The organism is Microbulbifer elongatus, assembly GCF_021165935.1.
Classification (GTDB): Bacteria; Pseudomonadota; Gammaproteobacteria; order Pseudomonadales; family Cellvibrionaceae; genus Microbulbifer; species Microbulbifer elongatus.
The window spans coordinates 1,845,156-1,864,799 of record NZ_CP088953.1 but is presented as its reverse complement, the minus strand read 5'-3'; the positions used below and the strand labels follow the sequence as shown (position 1 = coordinate 1,864,799).

The window sequence follows — 19,644 nt, the reverse complement described above, 5'->3', positions numbered from 1 at the left end:
GTAAATGGAACAGAGAGTGGTAACGCTGTTTCACCACAGCATTGAAGCAACCATGAATGCGGGTGAACTTTTGGCACCTTACATTGCCGAAGCCAGCGAAATGATCGTGCACACCCTGCTGGCAGAAAACAAACTCCTGATCTGTGGCAACGGCCTGAGTGGCGCACTGGCGCAGAGCTTTTCTGCGCAACTGATGGGCGGCTTCGAGCGTGAACGTCCCGGATTGCCCGCCATCGCACTTAATGGCGATGCGGTAACCACCAGTACCGTCGCACGCAAGCAGGGCCGGGCGGAATCCTACGCCCGGCAAATTCGCGCACTAGGGCAACCGGGGGATCTGCTGGTCATAATCAGTACCGACGGCCAGGATTCCAACCTGGTGCAGGCAATCCGCGCCGCCCACGACCGGGATATGGGGGTACTGGCGCTGACCGGCGGCGAGGGCGATGGCGACTGTACCGCACTGCTCGATGTGCACGATATTGAATTGCGCGTACCTTCGCCGGTGGCCCCGGAGGTACACCAGGTACACCTATTGATTCTGTTCTGCCTGTGCGACCTGATTGATAGCAGTCTGTTTGGCGGATTCGAGGAGTAATCCATGCAACCGAGCACCAATAAAAACCTGTCCACCACATTGAAGCTGGCCCTGGCCAGCGGTCTCCTAGCCGTCATGGGCGGCTGTGCCACCGTACTGGATGCCACCCACGACGGTCCGATCCAGCCCGATCCCGGTGAGCGCAGTTTTGGCACCTATATTGATGACCAGCAGCTGGAAACCATCACCAAGGTCAACCTGCGCAAAGCGCACCCGGAGCTGAAAGAATCCAATATCGACGTAACCAGCTTCAACGGTGTCATTCTGCTCACCGGGCAGGTATCCAACAACGACCTGCGCAACCTGGCCGGGCGCACCGCGCAGCAGGTGCATTCCGTACGCCAGGTTTACAATGAGATCCAGGTACGCGGTACCACATCGGTACTGGCGAGAACCAGCGATACCTGGCTGACCACCAAAGTGAAAAGTGTGCTGCTGACCGACAAGGAAATCGACAGTGGGCGCATCAAGGTGGTGACAGAGAATGGCGTGGTCTACCTGATGGGTCTACTCACCCGGCAGGAAGCGGAAAATGCAGCGGAAAAAACCCGCACCGTGGGTGGTGTGCAGAAAGTCGTAAAAGCGGTGGAGTATATCGACTGACTTTCTCAAGCAGAGAAAAGAAATTAGAGAAGAGTAAGTACCGAAAACAAAAAACGGAGGCATTGCCTCCGTTTTTTGTTTCTAACGAGCGAACCCGTTACGGGCGCTCAATCGCGATCGCCGTCGCCTCACCGCCACCGATACACAGGCTCGCCACCCCCTTCTTGAGATCGCGATTTTCCAGTGCCGCCAGCAGGGTAACGATCACCCGCGCGCCACTGGCCCCCAGCGGGTGCCCCAGTGCGCAGGCGCCGCCGTTTACGTTCACCTTTTCATGGGGAATATCGAGCTCTTGCATGGCCGCCATGGTGACCACCGCAAAGGCCTCGTTGATCTCAAATAGGTCCACGTCTGCGGCAAGCCAGCCGGCCTTTTCCAGCAGATTGTGCATTGCGGAGACCGGCGCCGTGGTAAACCACTCCGGCGCGTGGGCGAACTGGCTCTGGCCGCGCAGCACTGCGAGCACTTTAACCCCGCGCGCTTTGGCCTCGCTCTCGCGCATCAGCACCAGAGCAGCGGCGCCATCGGAAATGGAGCTGGCATTGGCTGCGGTGACAGTACCATCTTTGCGGAAAGCCGGGCGCAGCTGCGGAATTTTATCGGGACGGGCATTACCCGGGCCTTCATCGACAGAAACCTCATGGTCACCTTTGCGGGTGCTTACCGTAACCGGCGAGATTTCACGTTCAAACGCGCCGGACTCAATTGCCGCACTGGCGCGGGCCAGAGACTCGATGGCAAAGGCGTCCTGAGCCTCCCGGGTAAAGCCGTACTTGTCCGCAGTACTCTCGGCGAAATTGCCCATCAGCTGCCCGTCGTAGGCGTTTTCCAATCCATCGGTAAACATGTGGTCGAGCACTTCCCCGTGCCCCAGGCGCATACCGCCGCGGGCTTTGGACAGCAGGTACGGGGCATTGCTCATGCTCTCCATGCCGCCGGCCACCACCACCTTGGCATCGCCGGCGAGCAGCGCATCCCGCGCCATCATCACCGTTTTCATCCCAGAACCACAGACCTTGTTGACAGTGGTGGTCGGTGTGCTCTCTGGGATCCCGGCTCCCAGTGCAGCCTGGCGCGCGGGCGCCTGGCCAAGGCCCGCCGGCAGTACACAGCCCAGCAGCACTTCGTCCACCTGTGCCGCATCCACGCCGGCGTCAGCAAGGGCGCCGCGAATCGCCACTGCACCCAGCTCCGGCGCACTGAGCCCGGACAAGGCCCCCTGCATCGCCCCCATCGGGGTGCGGGAGATACCTACGATGACCACAGGGTCGTTTGATTGCTCGCTCATGCTGTTTTCTCTCCATATTTAACGGAAATCGCCGCAAATGACTGACCACTATTGCGCCAAGTCCAGATTTGGTGGTGAATTATAACCCAGGTGCACCATGAGATGACCATCCACCCTTCGTTGTATTGCTCATGGTAGTATCTGGCGCAATGGTGGAATAAACCGATACAGATCAATCCCACTGACCGATCTGCCAATTGCGCCCTCCACCGGCTTTATCTCTACAATCTGGAATCCGGAATCCCATGGACATTTCAACCATCATCTGGCTTGTAATCATTGCCGCGCTGGTACTCTACGTGATCAGCATCTACAACAAGCTGGTGTCACTGAAGCACCGCTACGAAAACGCGTTTGCCCAGATCGAAGTACAGCTGAAACGCCGCTACGATCTTATCCCCAACCTGGTGGAGTCCGCCCGCGGATACCTCAAGCACGAACGCGAAACCCTCGAAGCAGTGATTGCCGCGCGCAACTCCGCCCTCGCCGGCCTGAAGGCGGCCGCAAACAATCCCGGCAGTGCATCGGCCATTGCCGACCTGGGGAACGCGGAAGGGTTGCTCAGCAACGCCCTGGGGCGACTCAATGTGGTCATGGAAGCCTACCCGGACCTGAAGGCCAATCAGACCATCCAGCAAGTGATGGAAGAGCTGACCAGCACTGAGAACAAGGTCGCCTTCGCGCGCCAGGCTTTCAATGATGGAGTCACCAGCTACAACATCTTTCGCCAGAGCTTCCCGCCCGTCTTTTTTGCCGGCTTTTTTGGCCACCGGGAAAATGGCGAACTGCTGGAGTTTGCAGATTCCGAGGTTATTCAGACCGCTCCGCGCGTAGAGTTCTGAGCAGGGACTGGTACCGCCCATGAACTTTTTCGAATATCAGGACCGCGCCAGACGCAACAGCACCCTGTTGATTGCCCTGTTTTTTGCCGCCGTCGTCGGATTGGTTGCCATCACAACCCTGTTTGTGGCGATGCTTACCGGCTACTCTGACCTGCGCAATCCGGCCACCGACACATCGCTGATGTCGATGCTCGGCAACCTGGGCTGGGACACCATCGCCGGTATCGCGATTACCATTACCGCCATTATCGGTCTCGCCAGCCTGTTTCGGCTGCGCCAGCTGTCCGCCGGCGGTCAGGCCATTGCAGAGTCTCTCGGCGGACGCAAGATCAACATCTCCCCGCAAAACCCCGCCGAGCAGCGGGCACTCAATGTGGTGGAAGAAATGGCACTGGCCTCCGGCACTCCGGTACCGGACGTCTACATCCTCGAAGACGATGCCATCAACGCCTTTGCCGCAGGTTATGCCCAGGGCGATGCGGTGGTGGGGCTCACCCGCGGCTGCATCGAGCAGCTGAGCCGCGATGAATTACAGGGTGTAGTGGCGCACGAGTTCAGCCATATCTTCAATGGCGATATGCGTATGAACCTGCGCATTGTTGGCCTCCTGCACGGCATCCTGATTATCGGTTTACTGGGCAGTTGGCTACTGCGAGGCAGCTACTGGAGCAGCGGCAGAGATAACCGGGGCCGTGCGGCGCTGTTCGGCATTGGCGCCGGGCTGGTGGTCATTGGCTATACCGGCACTTTCTTCGGCAACCTGATCAAATCTGCGGTCAGCCGCCAGCGCGAATACCTGGCGGACGCCTCTGCCGTGCAATTTACCCGCAATAGCCGGGGCATTGCCGGCGCCCTGAAAAAAATCGGGCAGCACAGCGGAGGGTCCCGCCTGCAGGCCGCCAATGCCAGCGAGTTCAGCCACATGTATTTTGCCAGCGGACTGAAAAGCAGCCTGCTCGGCCTGTTTGCCACCCACCCGCCGCTGGACGCCCGTATCTCGCGCCTGGATCCCCAATGGAGTGGCAGCGGCGATGGAAGCCCGACGCCCACCCCCGCAGCGGCCACGTTGCGTGGTGATGCCGCGGCACAGGTTTCCCAGATGCATGGGGGCACAGGCAGCGGATCCGGTGAAAGCTATCAGGCGCGGCTGGAGAAAGTTCTGGAGGTCGTTGACAACAACATTGCCCAGCCGACCCATCAGCAACATGTGTTGGGGCAGGCGATACTGGCGGATATCCCGGCGCCACTGAAGGCCGCCGCACACGATCCATTTTCCGCCCGCGCACTGGTATACGGCCTGCTGATGGATCACGCCAGCAACAGCGGTTCAAGTGAGGAGCAATGCGCACACCGCGAAGCGCAGCGCACCCTACTGACGCAGATTGCCCACCCCGCGGTACTCCGGGAATTCCACAAGCTCGCCCCGGTACTCGCCAGCACATCGCAACACTACCGCTTGCCGCTGATTGACCTGTGCATTCCCGCACTCAAGTCGCTTGCACCGCAGCAGTTTCATATATTCAAACGCAATGTCATCAAGCTGTTGCGCGCCGACGGCAAAGTGGAAATCTGGGAGTGGGCACTGTACCGCGTTCTGATGCACGGACTGGAGACGAACCCGGATCAACACCGCAAGCTCGGTAACCGCAAAGGCTCCAGCCAGGCCATTGCAGACGCCCAACAGTTTCTGCTGGCGACCATGGCCCACGCCGATTGCGATAACTATCTGCACGCGAAGCGCGCGTTTGAGGCAGGCTGCAGCGCGCTGAAGCTGTCCCCCGCCCCATTGCCCGCTCGCGCAGACATCTCCCTGCAGCGGCTGGACAAGGCGGTCGCCATCGCGCGGGATACCTCTCCCCTGCACAAGCCGGGGCTCCTCAAAGCCCTGGCCACCACTCTCGCCCACGATGGGGTAATCGGCGGCAATGAAGTGGAACTGCTCCGGGCCCTGGCCGATTGCCTGGACTGCCCCATGCCCCCGATTCCCGAATGTTTTACGTCGTCTCGGCCGCAAGCCGGGGGCGTGCCGACCACTGAAACGGCCAGCGCCAGCTGATGACGCGCAAAAGCGCTACCGGCTTGTGATCTGAGCCGGTACGAAAAACACAAAAGCCGGCATAAATGCCGTAATGCTGTTCACTTAAGCATTGCAGCCTAAGGTGGGGCCCCGGAAAATCCGGTTTCCAGATCAGGAAACCGGATTTTTTTGTGTCTCTTCAGCAGTCTCTCTTCGATATTGATGCCCTCCAGTCCTTCTGTGACCTGAGTACCTTCACCCAGAACATTCCCGTTGAATGGGTGGATTCCGCTCTGCAGTTATCCTCGCAAGCTACTATTCGCCGCCGTCGACTTCCCGCCGATCAGGTACTCTGGCTCGTGCTGGGCATGGCCCTGTTCAGGAATGAACCGGTCTCAGAAGTTGCCCGCAGGCTCAATATCTGTGCTCAGGGGCTCGCGAACGATAGCCTGTTGGCCCCAAGCGGGGTATCAAAGGCGCGACAGCGTCTTGGTGCTAACCCCGTTCAGTGGCTATTTCAACGTACCGGGGTGCACTGGGGACATGAGCGTTACCCCGAAGATGAATGGCGAGGATTGCAAGTTCTCGCTGTCGATGGCGCGCTGTTGCGCACTCAAGATACTCCTGAGCTGCGAGATCATTTTGGCTCCGGTAACACGAGCACAAACCGGCAAACTCCGTACCCTCTTATGCGCCTGGTTGCTCTAATGAACGTACGTTCACATGTACTTCTGAATGCAGAGCTAAGCCCTTACCGACGCAGCGAAATACGCCTGGCCGATGAGTTTATGAATCAGGTGCCGGAAGCCTCCGTAACCCTGTTTGATAAGGGTTTTTGGAGTGCAGACCTTTTGCTGCGGTGGGCGGATCAGAACACGCAACGCCACTGGCTGATCCCCGAGCGCAAAGGCCTGGTCAGTGAGACAGTGGAGGTCTACAACAAAAATGATCGACTACTGCGAATGAAGGTCTCCCCCCAGGCTCGGAAGCGCAATCCGGCCCTTCCCGAGTACTGGGAAGTTCGAGCAGTGAGCTACAAGCATAATGGCAAAAACAAAACGGTATTTACCTCGCTACCGGCAGATACTTACGGCACTAAAGCCGTCGCGAAGCTCTACCAAGAGCGCTGGGAAATCGAAATCGGCTTCCGTGACATCAAAAGTTCCATGCAGCACAACGCCGTCACCCTACGTAGCAAGACCGTGGAACTGGTTTATCAGGAAGTGTGGGGGCTACTGTTGGCGTACAACGTGATACGTCGAGAGGCAAGCCAGGCAGCGGTCGCTCACGGGGGAAACCCAGCCAGGATACGCTTTAAGTTCGCATGCCAGTATATTGCTGCGCAGCTGATTGTCATGGCCGCGGCTCAGCCATTATCAAGAACTGGAGCGCGCTTATCGGAGCTTAGGGCGGGGATTGGGAACCTGTTTTTAGAGGACGGTAAAGATCAGCAAAACCCGCTATCCGGTGAATCGTCGTGCTGCTCCGCTTAAGTGAACAGCATTAGGCATAAATGCCGGCTTTTGTGTGCTCCCACCCGGAATCCGCATCATTGATAGTGATGCTGATATACCGGCCCTACGCCCATGGTCCAGATGATCACCGAACAGATCATGATTGTGACCATGCCAACAAGACCAATGGTCAGTACCGCGCTGGCGTAGAGGAATGCGCGCTCTTTACTCATGTTCATCAGAATGGGGATACCCTCATACAGCAGGTAAACAGAGTAGATCGCTGCCAGTCCCATCACCGACACCACCAGCCACAGGTGGGGATAAATCATCACAATTCCTGACAACAGCACCGGTGTGGTAACAAAGACCGCGAGCGCAGTGCCCTCATAGTGACGGGTTGGCTCATCCCCTTCGACACCGTAGGCCTTGGCCATCCAGTTGATAAATTCCCCAACCAGATAAATCCCGATCAACAACGCCAGGTAGGTCACAACCGCGAGACTGCCGGCACTGGCCGGGGTCAGTTTGGACACATGCCCCCCCAGCTCAAAACCCACCTGGGTCACGCCGATATAGCCGGCGATACACGGGATCAGTGCCAGGATCGGAACGTGGCTCAGAAAAACCTGCAGAAACGAGTGTTTGTCCGCGCGGATGGACTGCCACTCTTTGTCAGGATTGGTAAATATGCCAATGGTATGGCTCAGTAATTTCACTTGGGGTCCTCCTGTACACCGCTTGATTGCAGTATCGGAAGGGCCCGGTCAATTCACCAATGCATAACAGGATTCCTGCGTCAATTTTTACGCCAGTGCGCGATTGAGTTCACCCCGTCGGGGATTTGGCGACAAAAATGGACATTTAGGAGGAGAGCCGAACCGGCCGACCCTCCCACGGGAGTATCGACCGGCACCCCGATGCGCTACTTGACGACGCGCAGGGCAGGCTTTTTCGAGGGCTTCTTGAGGGTGGTCGGCGGCGTGGGTTCTGGTGGTTCCGGCGTTTCTTCGGGCTCAAACACCATTCCCTGACCGTTTTCGCGGGCATAGATCCCCACCACCGCACCTACCGGCACCTGAATGTCGGTAGGCACTCCGCCAAAACGCGCGTTAAAGCGGATTGCATAGTTATCCATGGTGAGCCCCATCACCGCGGTTTCCGACACGTTGAGCACAATCTGCCCATCCTCATTGACGTGCTGCTGGGGTACCAGCACGCCATTCAGGTGGGTGTCCACCAGCAGATAGGGTGTGCACTTGTTGTCGGTGATCCACTCGTAAAACGCCCGCAACAGATACGGGCGGTTGGAGGTCATCGGCGGCTTATTCAATCAGCACCTCAGGCGCGCATTTCGCGTTCGTACTCGGTCAGGCTCTGCTGGAAGGCTTCGCGCTCAAACAGACGATCCATATAGTCCAGCAGTGGCTTGGCCTGCTTGGTTTTCGGCAGGGCGATTTCCAGCTGGTCCAGGCGCCACAGCAGCGGAGCCATACAGCAGTCGACCAGCGAGAACTCCTCGTTAAAGAAGTACGGCAGGTCGGTAAACATCGGCGCGATACCCACAAAGCTGTCACGCAGATCTTTGCGCGCCGCTGCGGCATCTTTGCCCCCTGCCAGAATCTTGTCCACCAGCGGGCACCAGTCGCGCTCGATACGATGCATGATCTGGCGGCTCTGAGCTCGGGCAACCGGATAGACCGGCAGCAGTGGAGGATGCGGGAAACGCTCGTCCAGGTACTCCATCATGACCTTGGTCTCGAACAGCACCAGGTCGCGATCCACCAGGGTGGGTAGGGAGTTATAGGGGTTGAGGTCGGCGAGTTCCGCCGGTTTGTCATCGGGATCGACGTCGATGATCTCTACGGAAACACCTTTTTCCGCCAGGACGATACGTACCCGATGGCTGAAGTGACAACGACCGTCAGAAAAGAAGGTCATGGAGGAGCGCTTGTTGGTCGGCACACCCATTATGGAACTACCTCAATCTACTGGCCGGAACGATTCCAGGCCAACTATACAAAACGGAAAACGGGCGGCGGACTGATGCCGGTATACCGGCGGCCCACCACCCGGAAATGTCACTGGCTTGCGCTTAGTGGTGCACGTCTTTCCAATATTCGCGGTTCAGCAACCAGGCGAAGATGAAGAACACCAGAATAAACGCCAGTACGTAGAAACCGACGCGCTTGCGGGTCTCTGCCATCGGCTCGGCGATGTATTCCATGAAATTGACCAGATCATAGACCGCCTGGTCGTACTCCACGTCGGTCATGGAGCCTTTCACATCCCCCACTTTCAGACTGCCGCAGTTGGCATCCATGATCGGGTTGCCCATTTCGTCGCGCACGATCTTACCGTGGTCGCGCTTGGGGCCCGGGGCGCACTCTGGCAACCCCTGCAACTCCATCAGTACATGGGGCATACCGACATTCGGGAACACCTTGTTGTTCACACCCAGCGGCCGACTGTCATCTTTGTAGAAGCTCCGCAGGTAAGTGTACAGCCATTCTGGTGAGCGGGCGCGGGCCACCAGGGTCAGATCCGGCGGAGTGGCACCAAACCAGACTTTGGAGTCTTCCGGCTTCATGGCGATCTCCATCAGATCGCCGATCTTGTCGTCACCCAGAACCAGATTCTGCAGCATCAGCTCGTTGGGGATCTCCAGGTCGGTGGCCACCCGCTCCCAGCGGGAAAAGTTGGCACTGTGACACCCCATGCAATAGTTGACGAAGTACTTGGCACCACGCTGCAGCGAGGGTTTGTCGGTCAGGTCGGTCTTGATGTAATCCAGCTCGACAGAGCTTTCCGCACCCACCGCCTTGATCGGAACAAACGTCAGCAGCAGCACAGAAATGATACCGGTCATCAACAGAATGAACGATTTGGTGCTGGACGGACTGGTAACGCGCGCGGGCTCCGGGTGTACCACATCACGGCTGGTCAGCCACGGCAGAATCGCGAAGAACACCGCAAACACCATGGCCATGGCGAATACAAACAGGCTCGCCTTGAAGTTGACCACTGCCATCCACAGGAACAGGAAACCGAAGGCGCCGCTCACAATCCAGGAGGCCAGGCCCTTGCGGGTGGTCGGATTGGTCCAGATCGGCATGGTCACAAAGAACGCGAAGTAGAACAGGGTCGCGACCTGCGCCAGGAAGTTACGCCCCGGAGTCGGAGATTTCACACCCAGGTAACCCAGAATGATGAAGATCGCCGCAAACACCATCAGCAGTACTTTCGGCAGCCAGCCTTTGTAGCGGATGGAGCGCACCGGGCTCTTATCCAGCCACGGCAGCACAAACAGGATCGCGATGGCCGCACCCATGGCCACCAGACCGAGGAATTTGGCGGTCAGCGGGCCGATATCGATGGTCACCGCGCGCAGCACCGCGTAGAACGGGGTGAAATACCATACCGGGGCAATATGCTCCGGTGTCTTCAGCGGGTTCGCCTCTTCAAAGTTGGCGTACTCGAGGAAGAAACCACCCATTTCCGGGAAGAAGAACACCACCACGCAGAAGGCGAACAGGAATACCGCCACGCCCACCAGGTCGTGCACGGTGTAGTATGGGTGGAAGGCGACTCCATCCAGCGGCACACCGTTTTCGTCTTTGTTCTTTTTGATCTCGATGCCGTCGGGGTTATTGGAGCCCACTTCGTGCAGCGCCAGGATATGCAGCACTACCAGCAGCACCAGTACCAGCGGCAGTGCGATCACGTGCAGGGAGAAGAAGCGCGTCAGAGTAATACCGGAAATCAGGTAATCTCCGCGAATCCATTGCACCAGATCTTCACCCACCACCGGAATGGCGCCAAACAGGGATACGATCACCTGGGCCCCCCAGTAGGACATCTGGCCCCAGGGCAGTACGTAGCCCATAAAGGCTTCCGCCATCAGCACCAGATAGATACACATACCGAAGATCCACACCAGTTCACGGGGCGGCTTGTAGGAGCCGTACATCAGACCGCGGAACATGTGCAGGTAGACCACCACAAAGAAAGCGGAGGCACCGGTGGAGTGCAGGTAGCGGATGATCCACCCCATTTCCACATCGCGCATGATGTATTCCACAGAGGCGAAGGCGCCGTCTGCGGTGGGCGAGTAGCTCATGACCAGCCAGATACCGGTCAGCAGCTGGTTCACCAGAACCAGCATGGAGAGCACACCAAAGAAGTACCACAGGTTAAAGTTCTTGGGCGCGTAGTATTTACCCATATGGGTATCCCACGCGCGGTAGATCGGCAGTCGCTGGTCGACCCAGTCCCCCAGTGCGGTTAGCCAGTTCATGCGCTGCCCTCCTGATCCACGCCGATTACGATTACGTCATCCCCTTCGTAGGAATAGGGAGGTACTTCCAGGTTGTACGGCGCAGGTACACCGGTATAAACGCGGCCGGCCAGATCGTATTTGGAACCGTGACAGGCGCAGAAGAAGCCACCCTGCCACTGGTCACCGCCGAGATCGGCAGTGCCCACTTCCGGGCGGTACATGGGCGCGCAGCCCAGATGGGTACACAGGCCAACCAGCACCAGAATCTGCGGCTTGATCGCGCGATTTTCCGGGTCGACGTAGGAAGGCTGGGTAGAGGCTTCAGAGTTGGGATCGCGCAGGTACGGATCCACTTTGACGAGGTTATCCAACACTTCCTGCGTGCGGCGAACCACATACACCGGCTTGCCACGCCATTCGACGGTCACCATTTGGCCCGGCTCCAGCTTGGCAATATTGTACTTAACTGGCGCGCCGGCGGCTTTCGCCTTGGCACTCGGATTCCAGGAGGCGACAAAAGGTACAGCAACTCCCACCGCCCCGGCACCACCTACTACGGAGGTAGCGGCGGTCAGGAATCGACGACGCCCCACATTTACACCGTCATCACTCATGACGTAGATCTCCCATCACAGCGTCTCGTGAGTTGCGCATTCGCAACCCCGAAACTGACTGGCCCAAACCCAAAATTCCGGAAAACCTCTGCCAAGTATCCAATAGCCACCCTTTGCGGTAATCCAGGGATCACCGCAATTCGGTAGCAACGGTGCAACCTCAGTGGCCAAAAACCAGAGAGAACAGAGCACCCGCGCAACAACAGTAAACACCTATTGCCGCGAAATCAGAGACTTGAACAGAAACTCCCCTACAACTGGCCCGCTCGCCTGACCCTAGAACAAATTGGCCAAACCCCAAGTGCAAGCGGATAGAAATTCGCGCAATGTTAAAGAAAATGCCAAATCGATACAAGGCGAATGCCGGAGCGAACGTCGGCAATCACGCAGCGAACTGGCGGGATTTTAAACAGATCACAAAACGCGCACCTGCACCCAACCAGGGACACAGGCAAAAAAAAGCCCGGCAGTTGCCGGGCCAGAAAAAGTAATTCTCGCTTAACGCTTGGAGAATTGCGGCTTCTTACGCGCTTTGCGCAGACCGACTTTCTTACGCTCAACAGCACGAGCGTCGCGCGTAACGTAACCTGCTGCACGCAGCGGCTGACGCAGAGACTCGTCGTACTGCATCAAAGCGCGGGTCAGACCGTGACGGATCGCACCCGCCTGACCGAAGGAACCACCGCCCTTCACAGTGACGTTGATGTCGAATTTCTCGACCATGTCGACCATTTCCAGCGGCTGACGCACGATCATGCGCGCCACTTCGCGGCCGAAGTATTCGTCCAGGGAACGACCGTTAACGCTGATTTTACCTTCACCCTGCGCGATGAATACGCGAGCGGTAGAGGTCTTGCGGCGGCCGGTACCGTAGTATTGAGTAGTTGCCATGAGAATGATTCCGTTTAGATCGACAGTTCAATCGGCTGCTGGGCCGCATGAGGATGTTCGCTACCCTTGTACACCTTCAATTTCTTGAACATGGCGCGACCCAGCGGGCCTTTGGGAAGCATGCCTTTCACAGCGCTTTGGATGGTGCGCTCAGGCGCCTTGTCGATCAGCTTCTCAAAGCTGATGGATTTAAGACCACCGGGGTAGCCGGAGTGGCTGTGGTAGATCTTGTCTTTGGCCTTATTGCCGGTCACGCGGACCTTTTCGGCGTTGATTACTACGATGTAGTCACCGGTGTCCACGTGGGGCGTATATTCAGGCTTGTGCTTGCCGCGCAGGCGGTGAGCAATCTCGGCGGAAATACGGCCGAGAGTCTTGTCCGCAGCGTCAACAATGTACCAGTCGCGAGTGACCGCTTCCGGCTTGGCACTGTAAGTCTTCATGTTATAAAACACCTGTATATGGCTCCCGAAATGGGGGCCGTCCCACGAAAAGAGCGCGAATACTACATAAGCGCCCTGGGCTTTTCAAGCAGAAAGTTGAGCAACTTGTGAACAACCCGTTCCGCTCATTCGACCATCAATCCACCCGGTGCTGCCGCGCCAGATACTCCCGCGACTGCATCTCCTGCAACCGGCTCACGGTGCGCTCGAACTCAAAGCGCAGATGGCGACCGCCGTACAGGGACTCTACCGGTTCCTCGGCGGAGATCACCAGGTTGACGCAACGGTCATAGAACTCGTCGATCAGATTGATGAAGCGCCTCGCCTGACTCTCGCTGCGCTCGTCAAAGCGCGGCACATTGGCCAACAGTACCGTATGAAACTCCCGCGCCAGCTCTATGTAGTCGTTCTGGGACCGGGGGCCGTCGCAGAGCTCGGAGAATTCGAACCAGGCTACGTCGTCGGCGACTCTGGTCGCGACAATCGGGCGCCCCTCGATATCCAGGGCAACCTGCTCGCGCACTTCGGCCCCTTCCACCATCAGGCTATTAAACGAACGTTCCAGACTGGCGTCCGCCTCTGCGTCCAACGGGTAGTGGTAAAGCTCCGCCATTTCCAGCACGCGCAGCCGGTAATCAATCCCGTTATCCACGTTCACCACTTTGGTATGGGCCAGCAGCAGGTCAATGGCGGGCAGGAAACGGGCGCGCTGCAACCCATCCTTATATAGACCCTCGGGAATGATGTTCGAGGTAGCCACTAGGGTGACCCCGCGCTGGAACAGGGCCTCCAGCAGGTTGGCGAGAATCATCGCGTCGGTAATATCCGATACGAAAAACTCGTCAAAACAGAGCACCCGGGCGCGCCCGGCGATACGGTCGGCCACCTTTTCCAGGGGGTTTTTCTCACCCGCCAGTTTTTTCAGCTGGCGATGTACATCGCGCATAAAACGGTGGAAATGCGTGCGCTGCTTGCGCTCGAACGGCAGCGCCTCGTAAAAGGCATCCATCAGGTAGGTTTTGCCGCGTCCGACCCCACCCCAGAAATACAGCCCTTTCTCCGGCGTATCCGTTTTTTTCCACAGGCGGCGCAGGCCGCCGAGCAAGCCGCCCGCACCCTGCGCAGCCAGCAGTCGCTCGTACAGATCCTGCAAGGCCTCCACCGCCGCGCGCTGCGCCGGATCCTCCACAAAATCCGGACGCTGCAGATCCCGCTCGTAACGCTGCATGGGTGACAGGGGCGTGGATGTCGAAACTGAGCCAGTCTGGTGCTGATCCGTGACCATCTAATAGAAACCGTTCATTAAAGTGGTGGCGACAGTGCCGGGCGGGATTTGGCGCTCGAGCGGAGGCCGATTGGCGCGCACTTTACCAAATCCATCACGCCTTGGCACAAATCCGGTGAGCCTTGCAACCGACCGGGGGCAACGTCCGGGCTGGAATCGCGTATAATAGGCTCACCACCACGGATGGGCTGGTGCCACTTTTACTTTGAGGAGAATGTATCGTGCACTCAACTTCGGTTTTAATTCTGGTCGGCGTCGTCGGCCTGGCCCTAGGTGCCCTGCTTGCTTTCCTGGCCACCCGCAGCCGCCAGAGCACTGACCGCACCCAGGAACTGGAGCTGCGGCTGAAAGAAGCCAACAGCAAACTCGAAGACTTCCAGCAGGAGGTCAACGAGCACTTTGACCAGACATCCCAGCTGGTGAACAACCTCACCCAAAGCTACCGGGAAGTACACGAATATCTGGCCAACAGCGCCATGCGACTGTCCAGCCAGGACATCGGCCGCCAGATGCTGGAAGCCGGAAGCGGCCAGCTGAGCGACAACGATGAAAACCTGAGCGTACTGCCTCCCCGCGACTGGGCACCCAAGGAGCCCGGTGCCAAAGGTACTCTGTCCGAAGAATTTGGACTGGAGAAAGAAGCGCAAGCCCCTGCCCCCGCACCAACCTCGGAAACCGCGGTTAACCGCTGATTCCCTCTGCCACGGGCAGGCACAAAAAAAGGCGGGACTATCACCCCGCCTTTTTTTGTGGCAAATGCCTTACGGTGGCAAGCCGGAGATGTATCCAGCCCGCCCTTACCGCCTGATCACAGACTCTGGTAGTAGTCCATGAGGATCTGGGCCACTTCCGGACGGGAAAATTCCGGAGGCGGTGCAATACCGTTACCCAGCATCTCGCGCACCTTGGTACCAGACAGCAGGATGAAATCATCCTTGGTGTGATCCGGCACATCGCGCATCATCACCACGCGATTCAGCTTCTTGGAGTAAGCGGTGTGGTCCGCGCGGAAGATCTGAATTTCCAGCGCACCTTCCGGTACCTTCTCATCAAAAATGGTCTGCGCATCGAAGGCACCGTAGTAGTCGCCAACACCGGCGTGGTCACGGCCGACGATCAGGTGACTACAGCCACAGTTCTGACGGAACACTGCATGCAGCACCGCTTCGCGCGGGCCGGCGTAGAGCATGTCGAAGCCGTAGCCGGTCACCATTACGGTGTTTTTCGGGAAGTATTCTTCCACCATCTTGCGGATGGAGGCATCGCGCACGTGCGCGGGGATATCACCGGGCTTCAGCTTGCCCAGCAGCATGTGGATAAGTACACCATCGGCGTCCACGGCTTCCAGCGCCATCTTGCACAGCTCTTCGTGGGCACGGTGCATGGGGTTGCGGGTCTGGAAAGCCACGACCTTGCTCCAGCCGTGCTCCACAAATTCATTGCGGATCTCCACCGCGGTGCGGAAGGTATCCGGGAAGTCCGCCTGGAAATAGCTGAAGTTCAGCACTTCGATGGAGCCGGAAATCAGCTGGCGGCCGGCAGCCTTGAAGGTCGCCACGCCCGGGTGCGCGTCATCCAGAGTACCGAATACATGCTCGGCGATGGTATTCACCTGCTCGTCGGAAACGGTCTCGATGGCATCCACGTCCATTACGGCGAGTACCGGGTTCCCCTCGACATTGGGGTCGCGCAGGGCAATACGCTTGGCACCGGCGATAGCAGAAGTATCTTCCACCATATTCACCACCGGCACCGGCCAGAACAGCCCATCAACGGTACGCAGGCTTTCCGCCACACTCAGCGTGTCCGCCAGGTTCATGTAGCCATGCAGCGGATTGAAGTAGCCGGCACCCAGCATTACCGCATTGGCCGCTGCTGCGGAGCTCACCACGATGGATGGCAGGGATTCCGCTTCATGAGCCAGCTGGTGGTGGCGCTCACTGTCGTAAACAAAGCGGGGCTGCAGCTCGACACTGCCGTGTGGACGAACCAGGGACATAGACACTCCTGCGGTAGTTCTGTGAAAGAGGGTTCTGAGGAAAATTTTGAGCGCCACATTATACGGATAACCCCTCACACACCAAGCGCCGGGCGTGACCGGGGTTAGATCATCTGGTGAGGACACCAGAACCGAAAGACGTATAATGGCCCCAAACCAAGGAGCCTCAGGTGTCATTACAACGATTTCTGCAAGACTGGGCCATTCCCGCCGCGATCGGCCTGGCGATGGCCGCAGCGCTACTTTTTTTCTTCCCCCACCTGCGCGAAAGCACGGGAACCGACACCCCGCAAGCCATCTCCGCCCCAGAATCCTATGCCAGCGCAGTCAACCTGGCCGGCCCTGCGGTAGTCAACGTGTTCAGCAAGCGGGCGCTGCGCAATCACCCGCTGGCCAGCCACCCCCTGTTTCCCTACTACCTGAACAAGATGACCCCGCTGCAACGGGAGCGCATGCAGCAGAACCTGGGCTCCGGGGTTATCGTTGACGACTCCGGCTACGTACTGACCAACTATCACGTCATTTCCGGAGCGGAACAGATTGCCGTGGTACTGGCGGATGGTCGCGAGGCGCGCGCACAGCTGGTGGGATCCGATGCAGACTTTGACCTGGCGGTCCTGAAAATTGACCTCCCCAACCTGACCGCGATCGAGGTGGGCGACCCGGATAGAGCCCAGGTCGGGGATGTGGTACTGGCCATCGGCAACCCGTTCGGGGTCGGGCAAACCGTCACCCAGGGCATTATCAGCGCAACCGGCAGAGACGTGGGCAATACCGGCGTAGGCGGCTACCTGCAGAACTTTCTGCAGACCGATGCGGCCATCAACCCCGGCAACTCCGGCGGCGCCCTGGTGGACTCCCGCGGACGGTTGCTCGGCATCAACACCACGTCGGTACTGAACCAGACCGGCTTGAACCAGACAGGCACCAGCGGCGGCATCAGCTTCGCGATTCCCGCCACCATCGCCCTCAAAGTCATGCAGGATCTGATCGAGTTTGGCCGGGTGGTTCCCGGCTGGCTGGGCGTGGAAGCGGAAAACCTCAACCCGCTGCTGGCGCGCGCTTTCAACCTGGCATCCACCAACGGTGTGATCATTACCGCAATCTACAAAAGTGGTCCCGCGCACCAGGCGGGACTGCAGCCCGGGGACGTGATCACCCATATCAACGCCACCCCCATCAATGATGGCAAGCACGGCAACGCCGCGATGGCCACTCTGCGCCCCGGTGAAGTGGTAACCATCACCTATATCCGCGACGGTGAAACCCTGGCCACCCAGGCAACCGTCTCGGAGAGACCTCAGGCAGAAGACGGCCAGCCGCAGAACGGCGGTTGATCCGTTCCGCACCGCTGACCTGGTGCCCAGACCCGAATATCCAAACCCGGCTAGCGAAACCGGTGAATGAGAATGGCGAAGGGAAAAGGGAAAGGGAGAACGGAGAAAAGAGGAGCCAGCAACCATGAAATCTAGAACGCTCGGGTGCACTGTAGCGGTGATACTGACACTGTTTCAGCCCAGCACCTTCGCCGATGAGCGCGCGAACCTAAATCGCCTGCTCAACCGCTTTCTGGCGGGTGCCGCCGACGATATCCAGGTGCACCAGCGCTTCTGGGCCGACGACCTTATTTACACCAGCTCATCAGGTCAGCGGTTTGGCAAAGCCGAGATTCTCGCGGGAATGAAAAAAAACGCGGCCGACAAAGCAACACAAGAAGAGTCGCAGACTGATTCCGCGGCGATGCACTATCGCGCCGAGGCGACCGACATTCGCCTGCTGGGGGATACCGCCATCGTGGCCTTTCGCCTGATCGCCGAGCCTCAGCCCAGCGCCGACCGCAGTGCCAGCAAGATGGAGTTCTTCAACACCGGCACTTTCATCAAGCGTAATGGGGAGTGGCGGGCACTGGCCTGGCAGGCAACCAAAATTCCAGCGGTCGCCCCCGCCAGCCAGTAACCTTCGGCAATCACCGCCGGTCACAACCATCCATACGGTGTCGGCCGGCGGAACATCAGTCTGCGGAATTGCGCACCCGGTATTCCGCAGAGCGCGCGTGGGCATCCAGCCCTTCCCCCTTGGCCAGGGTGGCCGCTACGCGCCCGAGCGTATCCGCACCTTCCGGAGAGCAATAGATAATCGAGCTGCGTTTCTGGAAGTCATAGACGCCCAGGGGCGAAGAGAAGCGCGCGGTACCGCTGGTGGGCAGCACATGGTTGGGCCCCGCACAGTAGTCTCCCAGCGCTTCGGCGGTATAACGCCCAAGGAAGATCGCCCCGGCGTGACGGATCTGCGGGAGATACTGTTCCGGGTTATCCACAGACACCTCCAGGTGCTCCGGCGCTATGCGGTTGGAGACCTCGATCGCCTGCGCAATATCGCGAACCAGAATCAAGGCACCACGCTCGGCAATAGAGCGGCTGGCAATGGCCTCTCGCGGCAGATCGGCAAGCAGCTTTTGCAAAGACGCGGCTACCGCATCGAGAAATCCGGCATCCGGGCTCAGTAGAATCGACTGGGCCTGCTCATCGTGCTCCGCCTGGGAGAGCAGATCCATGGCAATCCAGTCCGGATCGGTCTTGCCATCACAGATAACCAGAATTTCCGAGGGTCCGGCAATCATGTCGATTGCCACCTGACCAAAGACAGCGCGCTTGGCCGAGGCGACGAAAATATTGCCCGGACCAACGATCTTGTCGACACGGGCAATGGTCTCTGTTCCGAAAGCCAATGCCGCAACGGCCTGGGCGCCGCCAATGGTAAAGACCTTATCCACACCGGCAATCGCGGCGGCGGCCAACACCAGGTCACTGAGCTGATTGTCCGGTGCCGGCACCACCATCAACACTTCTTCCACGCCGGCAACCCGCGCGGGAATGGCGTTCATCAACACCGAGGAAGGGTAGCTGGCTTTGCCGCCGGGCACATAGATACCGACACGTTCCATGGCGGTAATCTGCTGGCCCAGCACGGTGCCATCGGTTTCCTGGTACTGCCAGGAGGATTGCAGCTGGTGTTCGTGATAAGCACGCACACGCTCGGCTGCGGACTCGAGCGCGGCCCGCTTGTCAGCGGGAATACGCTCCAGTGCCCCCTGCAGGTCTGCCGCCTGCAGGCAAAAGTCTGTGGCCTGCGTTAGCTGGCGGCGGTCATAACGATTGGTGTACTCAATCACTGCCCCGTCACCACGGGTTTTCACATCCTGAAGGATGCCAGCCACCGTCGCTTCAACCTGTGTATCCGCCACGGACTCCCACGCCAGTAGCCCATCGAGATCGGAGGAAAAATCGGGATTTCCGGCATCCAGCCGGCGTACGGAAAACTCACTCATGGC

At 58.6% G+C, this 19,644-nt stretch carries 18 protein-coding genes and 1 pseudogene; 8 read left to right on the top strand and 11 right to left on the bottom strand.

What is annotated here, in order from left to right; genetic code table 11:
* Positions 1 to 4 precede the first annotated feature (4 nt).
* Positions 5 to 598, top strand: coding sequence for an SIS domain-containing protein (locus LRR79_RS07670; RefSeq protein WP_231759769.1), 594 nt, complete (start codon positions 5 to 7; stop codon positions 596 to 598).
* A gap of 3 nt (positions 599 to 601) precedes the next feature.
* Positions 602 to 1,201: a BON domain-containing protein gene (locus tag LRR79_RS07665; protein WP_231759768.1), complete on the top strand. Its 600-nt coding sequence runs from the start codon at positions 602 to 604 to the stop codon at positions 1,199 to 1,201.
* 97 nt (positions 1,202 to 1,298) lie between these two features.
* Here LRR79_RS07665 and LRR79_RS07660 read toward each other — a convergent pair whose 3' ends face one another.
* On the bottom strand, positions 1,299 to 2,489 hold the full coding sequence (locus LRR79_RS07660) for an acetyl-CoA C-acyltransferase (protein WP_231759767.1): 1,191 nt from the start codon (positions 2,487 to 2,489) through the stop codon (positions 1,299 to 1,301).
* A gap of 245 nt (positions 2,490 to 2,734) precedes the next feature.
* Here LRR79_RS07660 and LRR79_RS07655 point away from each other — a divergent pair, with 245 nt between their 5' ends.
* The 3 genes and pseudogenes from LRR79_RS07655 (at position 2,735) to LRR79_RS07645 (ending at position 6,845) form a co-directional block, all read left to right on the top strand.
* The gene (locus LRR79_RS07655; protein WP_231759766.1) at positions 2,735 to 3,331 is read left to right on the top strand and encodes a LemA family protein; all 597 of its coding nucleotides are present in this window, start codon (positions 2,735 to 2,737) and stop codon (positions 3,329 to 3,331) included.
* 19 nt (positions 3,332 to 3,350) lie between these two features.
* Complete coding sequence (locus LRR79_RS07650; protein WP_231759765.1) at positions 3,351 to 5,387, top strand: M48 family metallopeptidase; 2,037 nt, start codon at positions 3,351 to 3,353, stop codon at positions 5,385 to 5,387.
* Between the two features lie 152 nt (positions 5,388 to 5,539).
* Positions 5,540 to 6,845 (top strand): annotated as a pseudogene (locus LRR79_RS07645) (IS4 family transposase).
* Positions 6,846 to 6,897: 52 nt separating this feature from the next.
* Here the strand turns inward: LRR79_RS07645 and LRR79_RS07640 are convergent.
* The 8 genes from LRR79_RS07640 to zapE all read right to left on the bottom strand — a co-directional run bounded on the left by LRR79_RS07640 (position 6,898) and on the right by zapE (position 14,314).
* On the bottom strand, positions 6,898 to 7,521 hold the full coding sequence (locus LRR79_RS07640) for a Yip1 family protein (RefSeq protein ID WP_231759764.1): 624 nt from the start codon (positions 7,519 to 7,521) through the stop codon (positions 6,898 to 6,900).
* A gap of 206 nt (positions 7,522 to 7,727) precedes the next feature.
* On the bottom strand, positions 7,728 to 8,120 hold the full coding sequence (locus tag LRR79_RS07635; protein WP_043317410.1) for a ClpXP protease specificity-enhancing factor: 393 nt from the start codon (positions 8,118 to 8,120) through the stop codon (positions 7,728 to 7,730).
* 23 nt (positions 8,121 to 8,143) lie between these two features.
* Entirely contained in the window at positions 8,144 to 8,773 is a 630-nt protein-coding gene (locus LRR79_RS07630; RefSeq protein WP_231759763.1) for a glutathione S-transferase N-terminal domain-containing protein, read from the bottom strand.
* Between the two features lie 124 nt (positions 8,774 to 8,897).
* Positions 8,898 to 11,099 carry a ubiquinol-cytochrome c reductase gene (locus LRR79_RS07625; RefSeq protein ID WP_231759762.1) on the bottom strand — a complete coding sequence of 734 codons (2,202 nt, stop codon included), beginning with the start codon at positions 11,097 to 11,099 and terminating at the stop codon, positions 8,898 to 8,900.
* Positions 11,096 to 11,695 (bottom strand): ubiquinol-cytochrome c reductase iron-sulfur subunit, encoded by a 600-nt coding sequence (petA, locus tag LRR79_RS07620; protein WP_231759761.1) that lies wholly within the window; start codon positions 11,693 to 11,695, stop codon positions 11,096 to 11,098. The genes LRR79_RS07625 and petA overlap by 4 nt, the downstream gene beginning before the upstream one ends.
* A 498-nt stretch (positions 11,696 to 12,193) precedes the next feature.
* Complete coding sequence (gene rpsI / locus LRR79_RS07615) at positions 12,194 to 12,586, bottom strand: 30S ribosomal protein S9 (protein WP_043317418.1); 393 nt, start codon at positions 12,584 to 12,586, stop codon at positions 12,194 to 12,196.
* Between the two features lie 14 nt (positions 12,587 to 12,600).
* Complete coding sequence (gene rplM, locus LRR79_RS07610; protein WP_010132512.1) at positions 12,601 to 13,029, bottom strand: 50S ribosomal protein L13; 429 nt, start codon at positions 13,027 to 13,029, stop codon at positions 12,601 to 12,603.
* Positions 13,030 to 13,165: 136 nt separating this feature from the next.
* Entirely contained in the window at positions 13,166 to 14,314 is a 1,149-nt protein-coding gene (gene zapE / locus LRR79_RS07605) for a cell division protein ZapE (RefSeq protein WP_231759760.1), read from the bottom strand.
* Positions 14,315 to 14,535: 221 nt separating this feature from the next.
* Between zapE and LRR79_RS07600 the strand changes: the two genes are divergently transcribed.
* On the top strand, positions 14,536 to 15,006 hold the full coding sequence (locus LRR79_RS07600) for a YhcB family protein (RefSeq protein ID WP_231759759.1): 471 nt from the start codon (positions 14,536 to 14,538) through the stop codon (positions 15,004 to 15,006).
* Between the two features lie 116 nt (positions 15,007 to 15,122).
* Here the strand turns inward: LRR79_RS07600 and sat are convergent, their stop codons facing one another.
* Positions 15,123 to 16,313: a sulfate adenylyltransferase gene (gene sat, locus LRR79_RS07595; protein WP_231759758.1), complete on the bottom strand. Its 1,191-nt coding sequence runs from the start codon at positions 16,311 to 16,313 to the stop codon at positions 15,123 to 15,125.
* Between the two features lie 170 nt (positions 16,314 to 16,483).
* On the opposite strand from sat, the gene LRR79_RS07590 reads away from it, so the two are divergent.
* A complete protein-coding gene (locus LRR79_RS07590; protein WP_231759757.1) occupies positions 16,484 to 17,650 on the top strand; it encodes a S1C family serine protease in 1,167 nt (388 codons plus the stop codon).
* A gap of 124 nt (positions 17,651 to 17,774) precedes the next feature.
* Positions 17,775 to 18,269 (top strand): nuclear transport factor 2 family protein, encoded by a 495-nt coding sequence (locus LRR79_RS07585; protein ID WP_231759756.1) that lies wholly within the window; start codon positions 17,775 to 17,777, stop codon positions 18,267 to 18,269.
* 55 nt (positions 18,270 to 18,324) lie between these two features.
* Here LRR79_RS07585 and hisD read toward each other — a convergent pair whose 3' ends face one another.
* Positions 18,325 to 19,641: a histidinol dehydrogenase gene (hisD, locus tag LRR79_RS07580; protein WP_231759755.1), complete on the bottom strand. Its 1,317-nt coding sequence runs from the start codon at positions 19,639 to 19,641 to the stop codon at positions 18,325 to 18,327.
* Between the last annotated feature and the right edge of the window lie 3 nt (positions 19,642 to 19,644).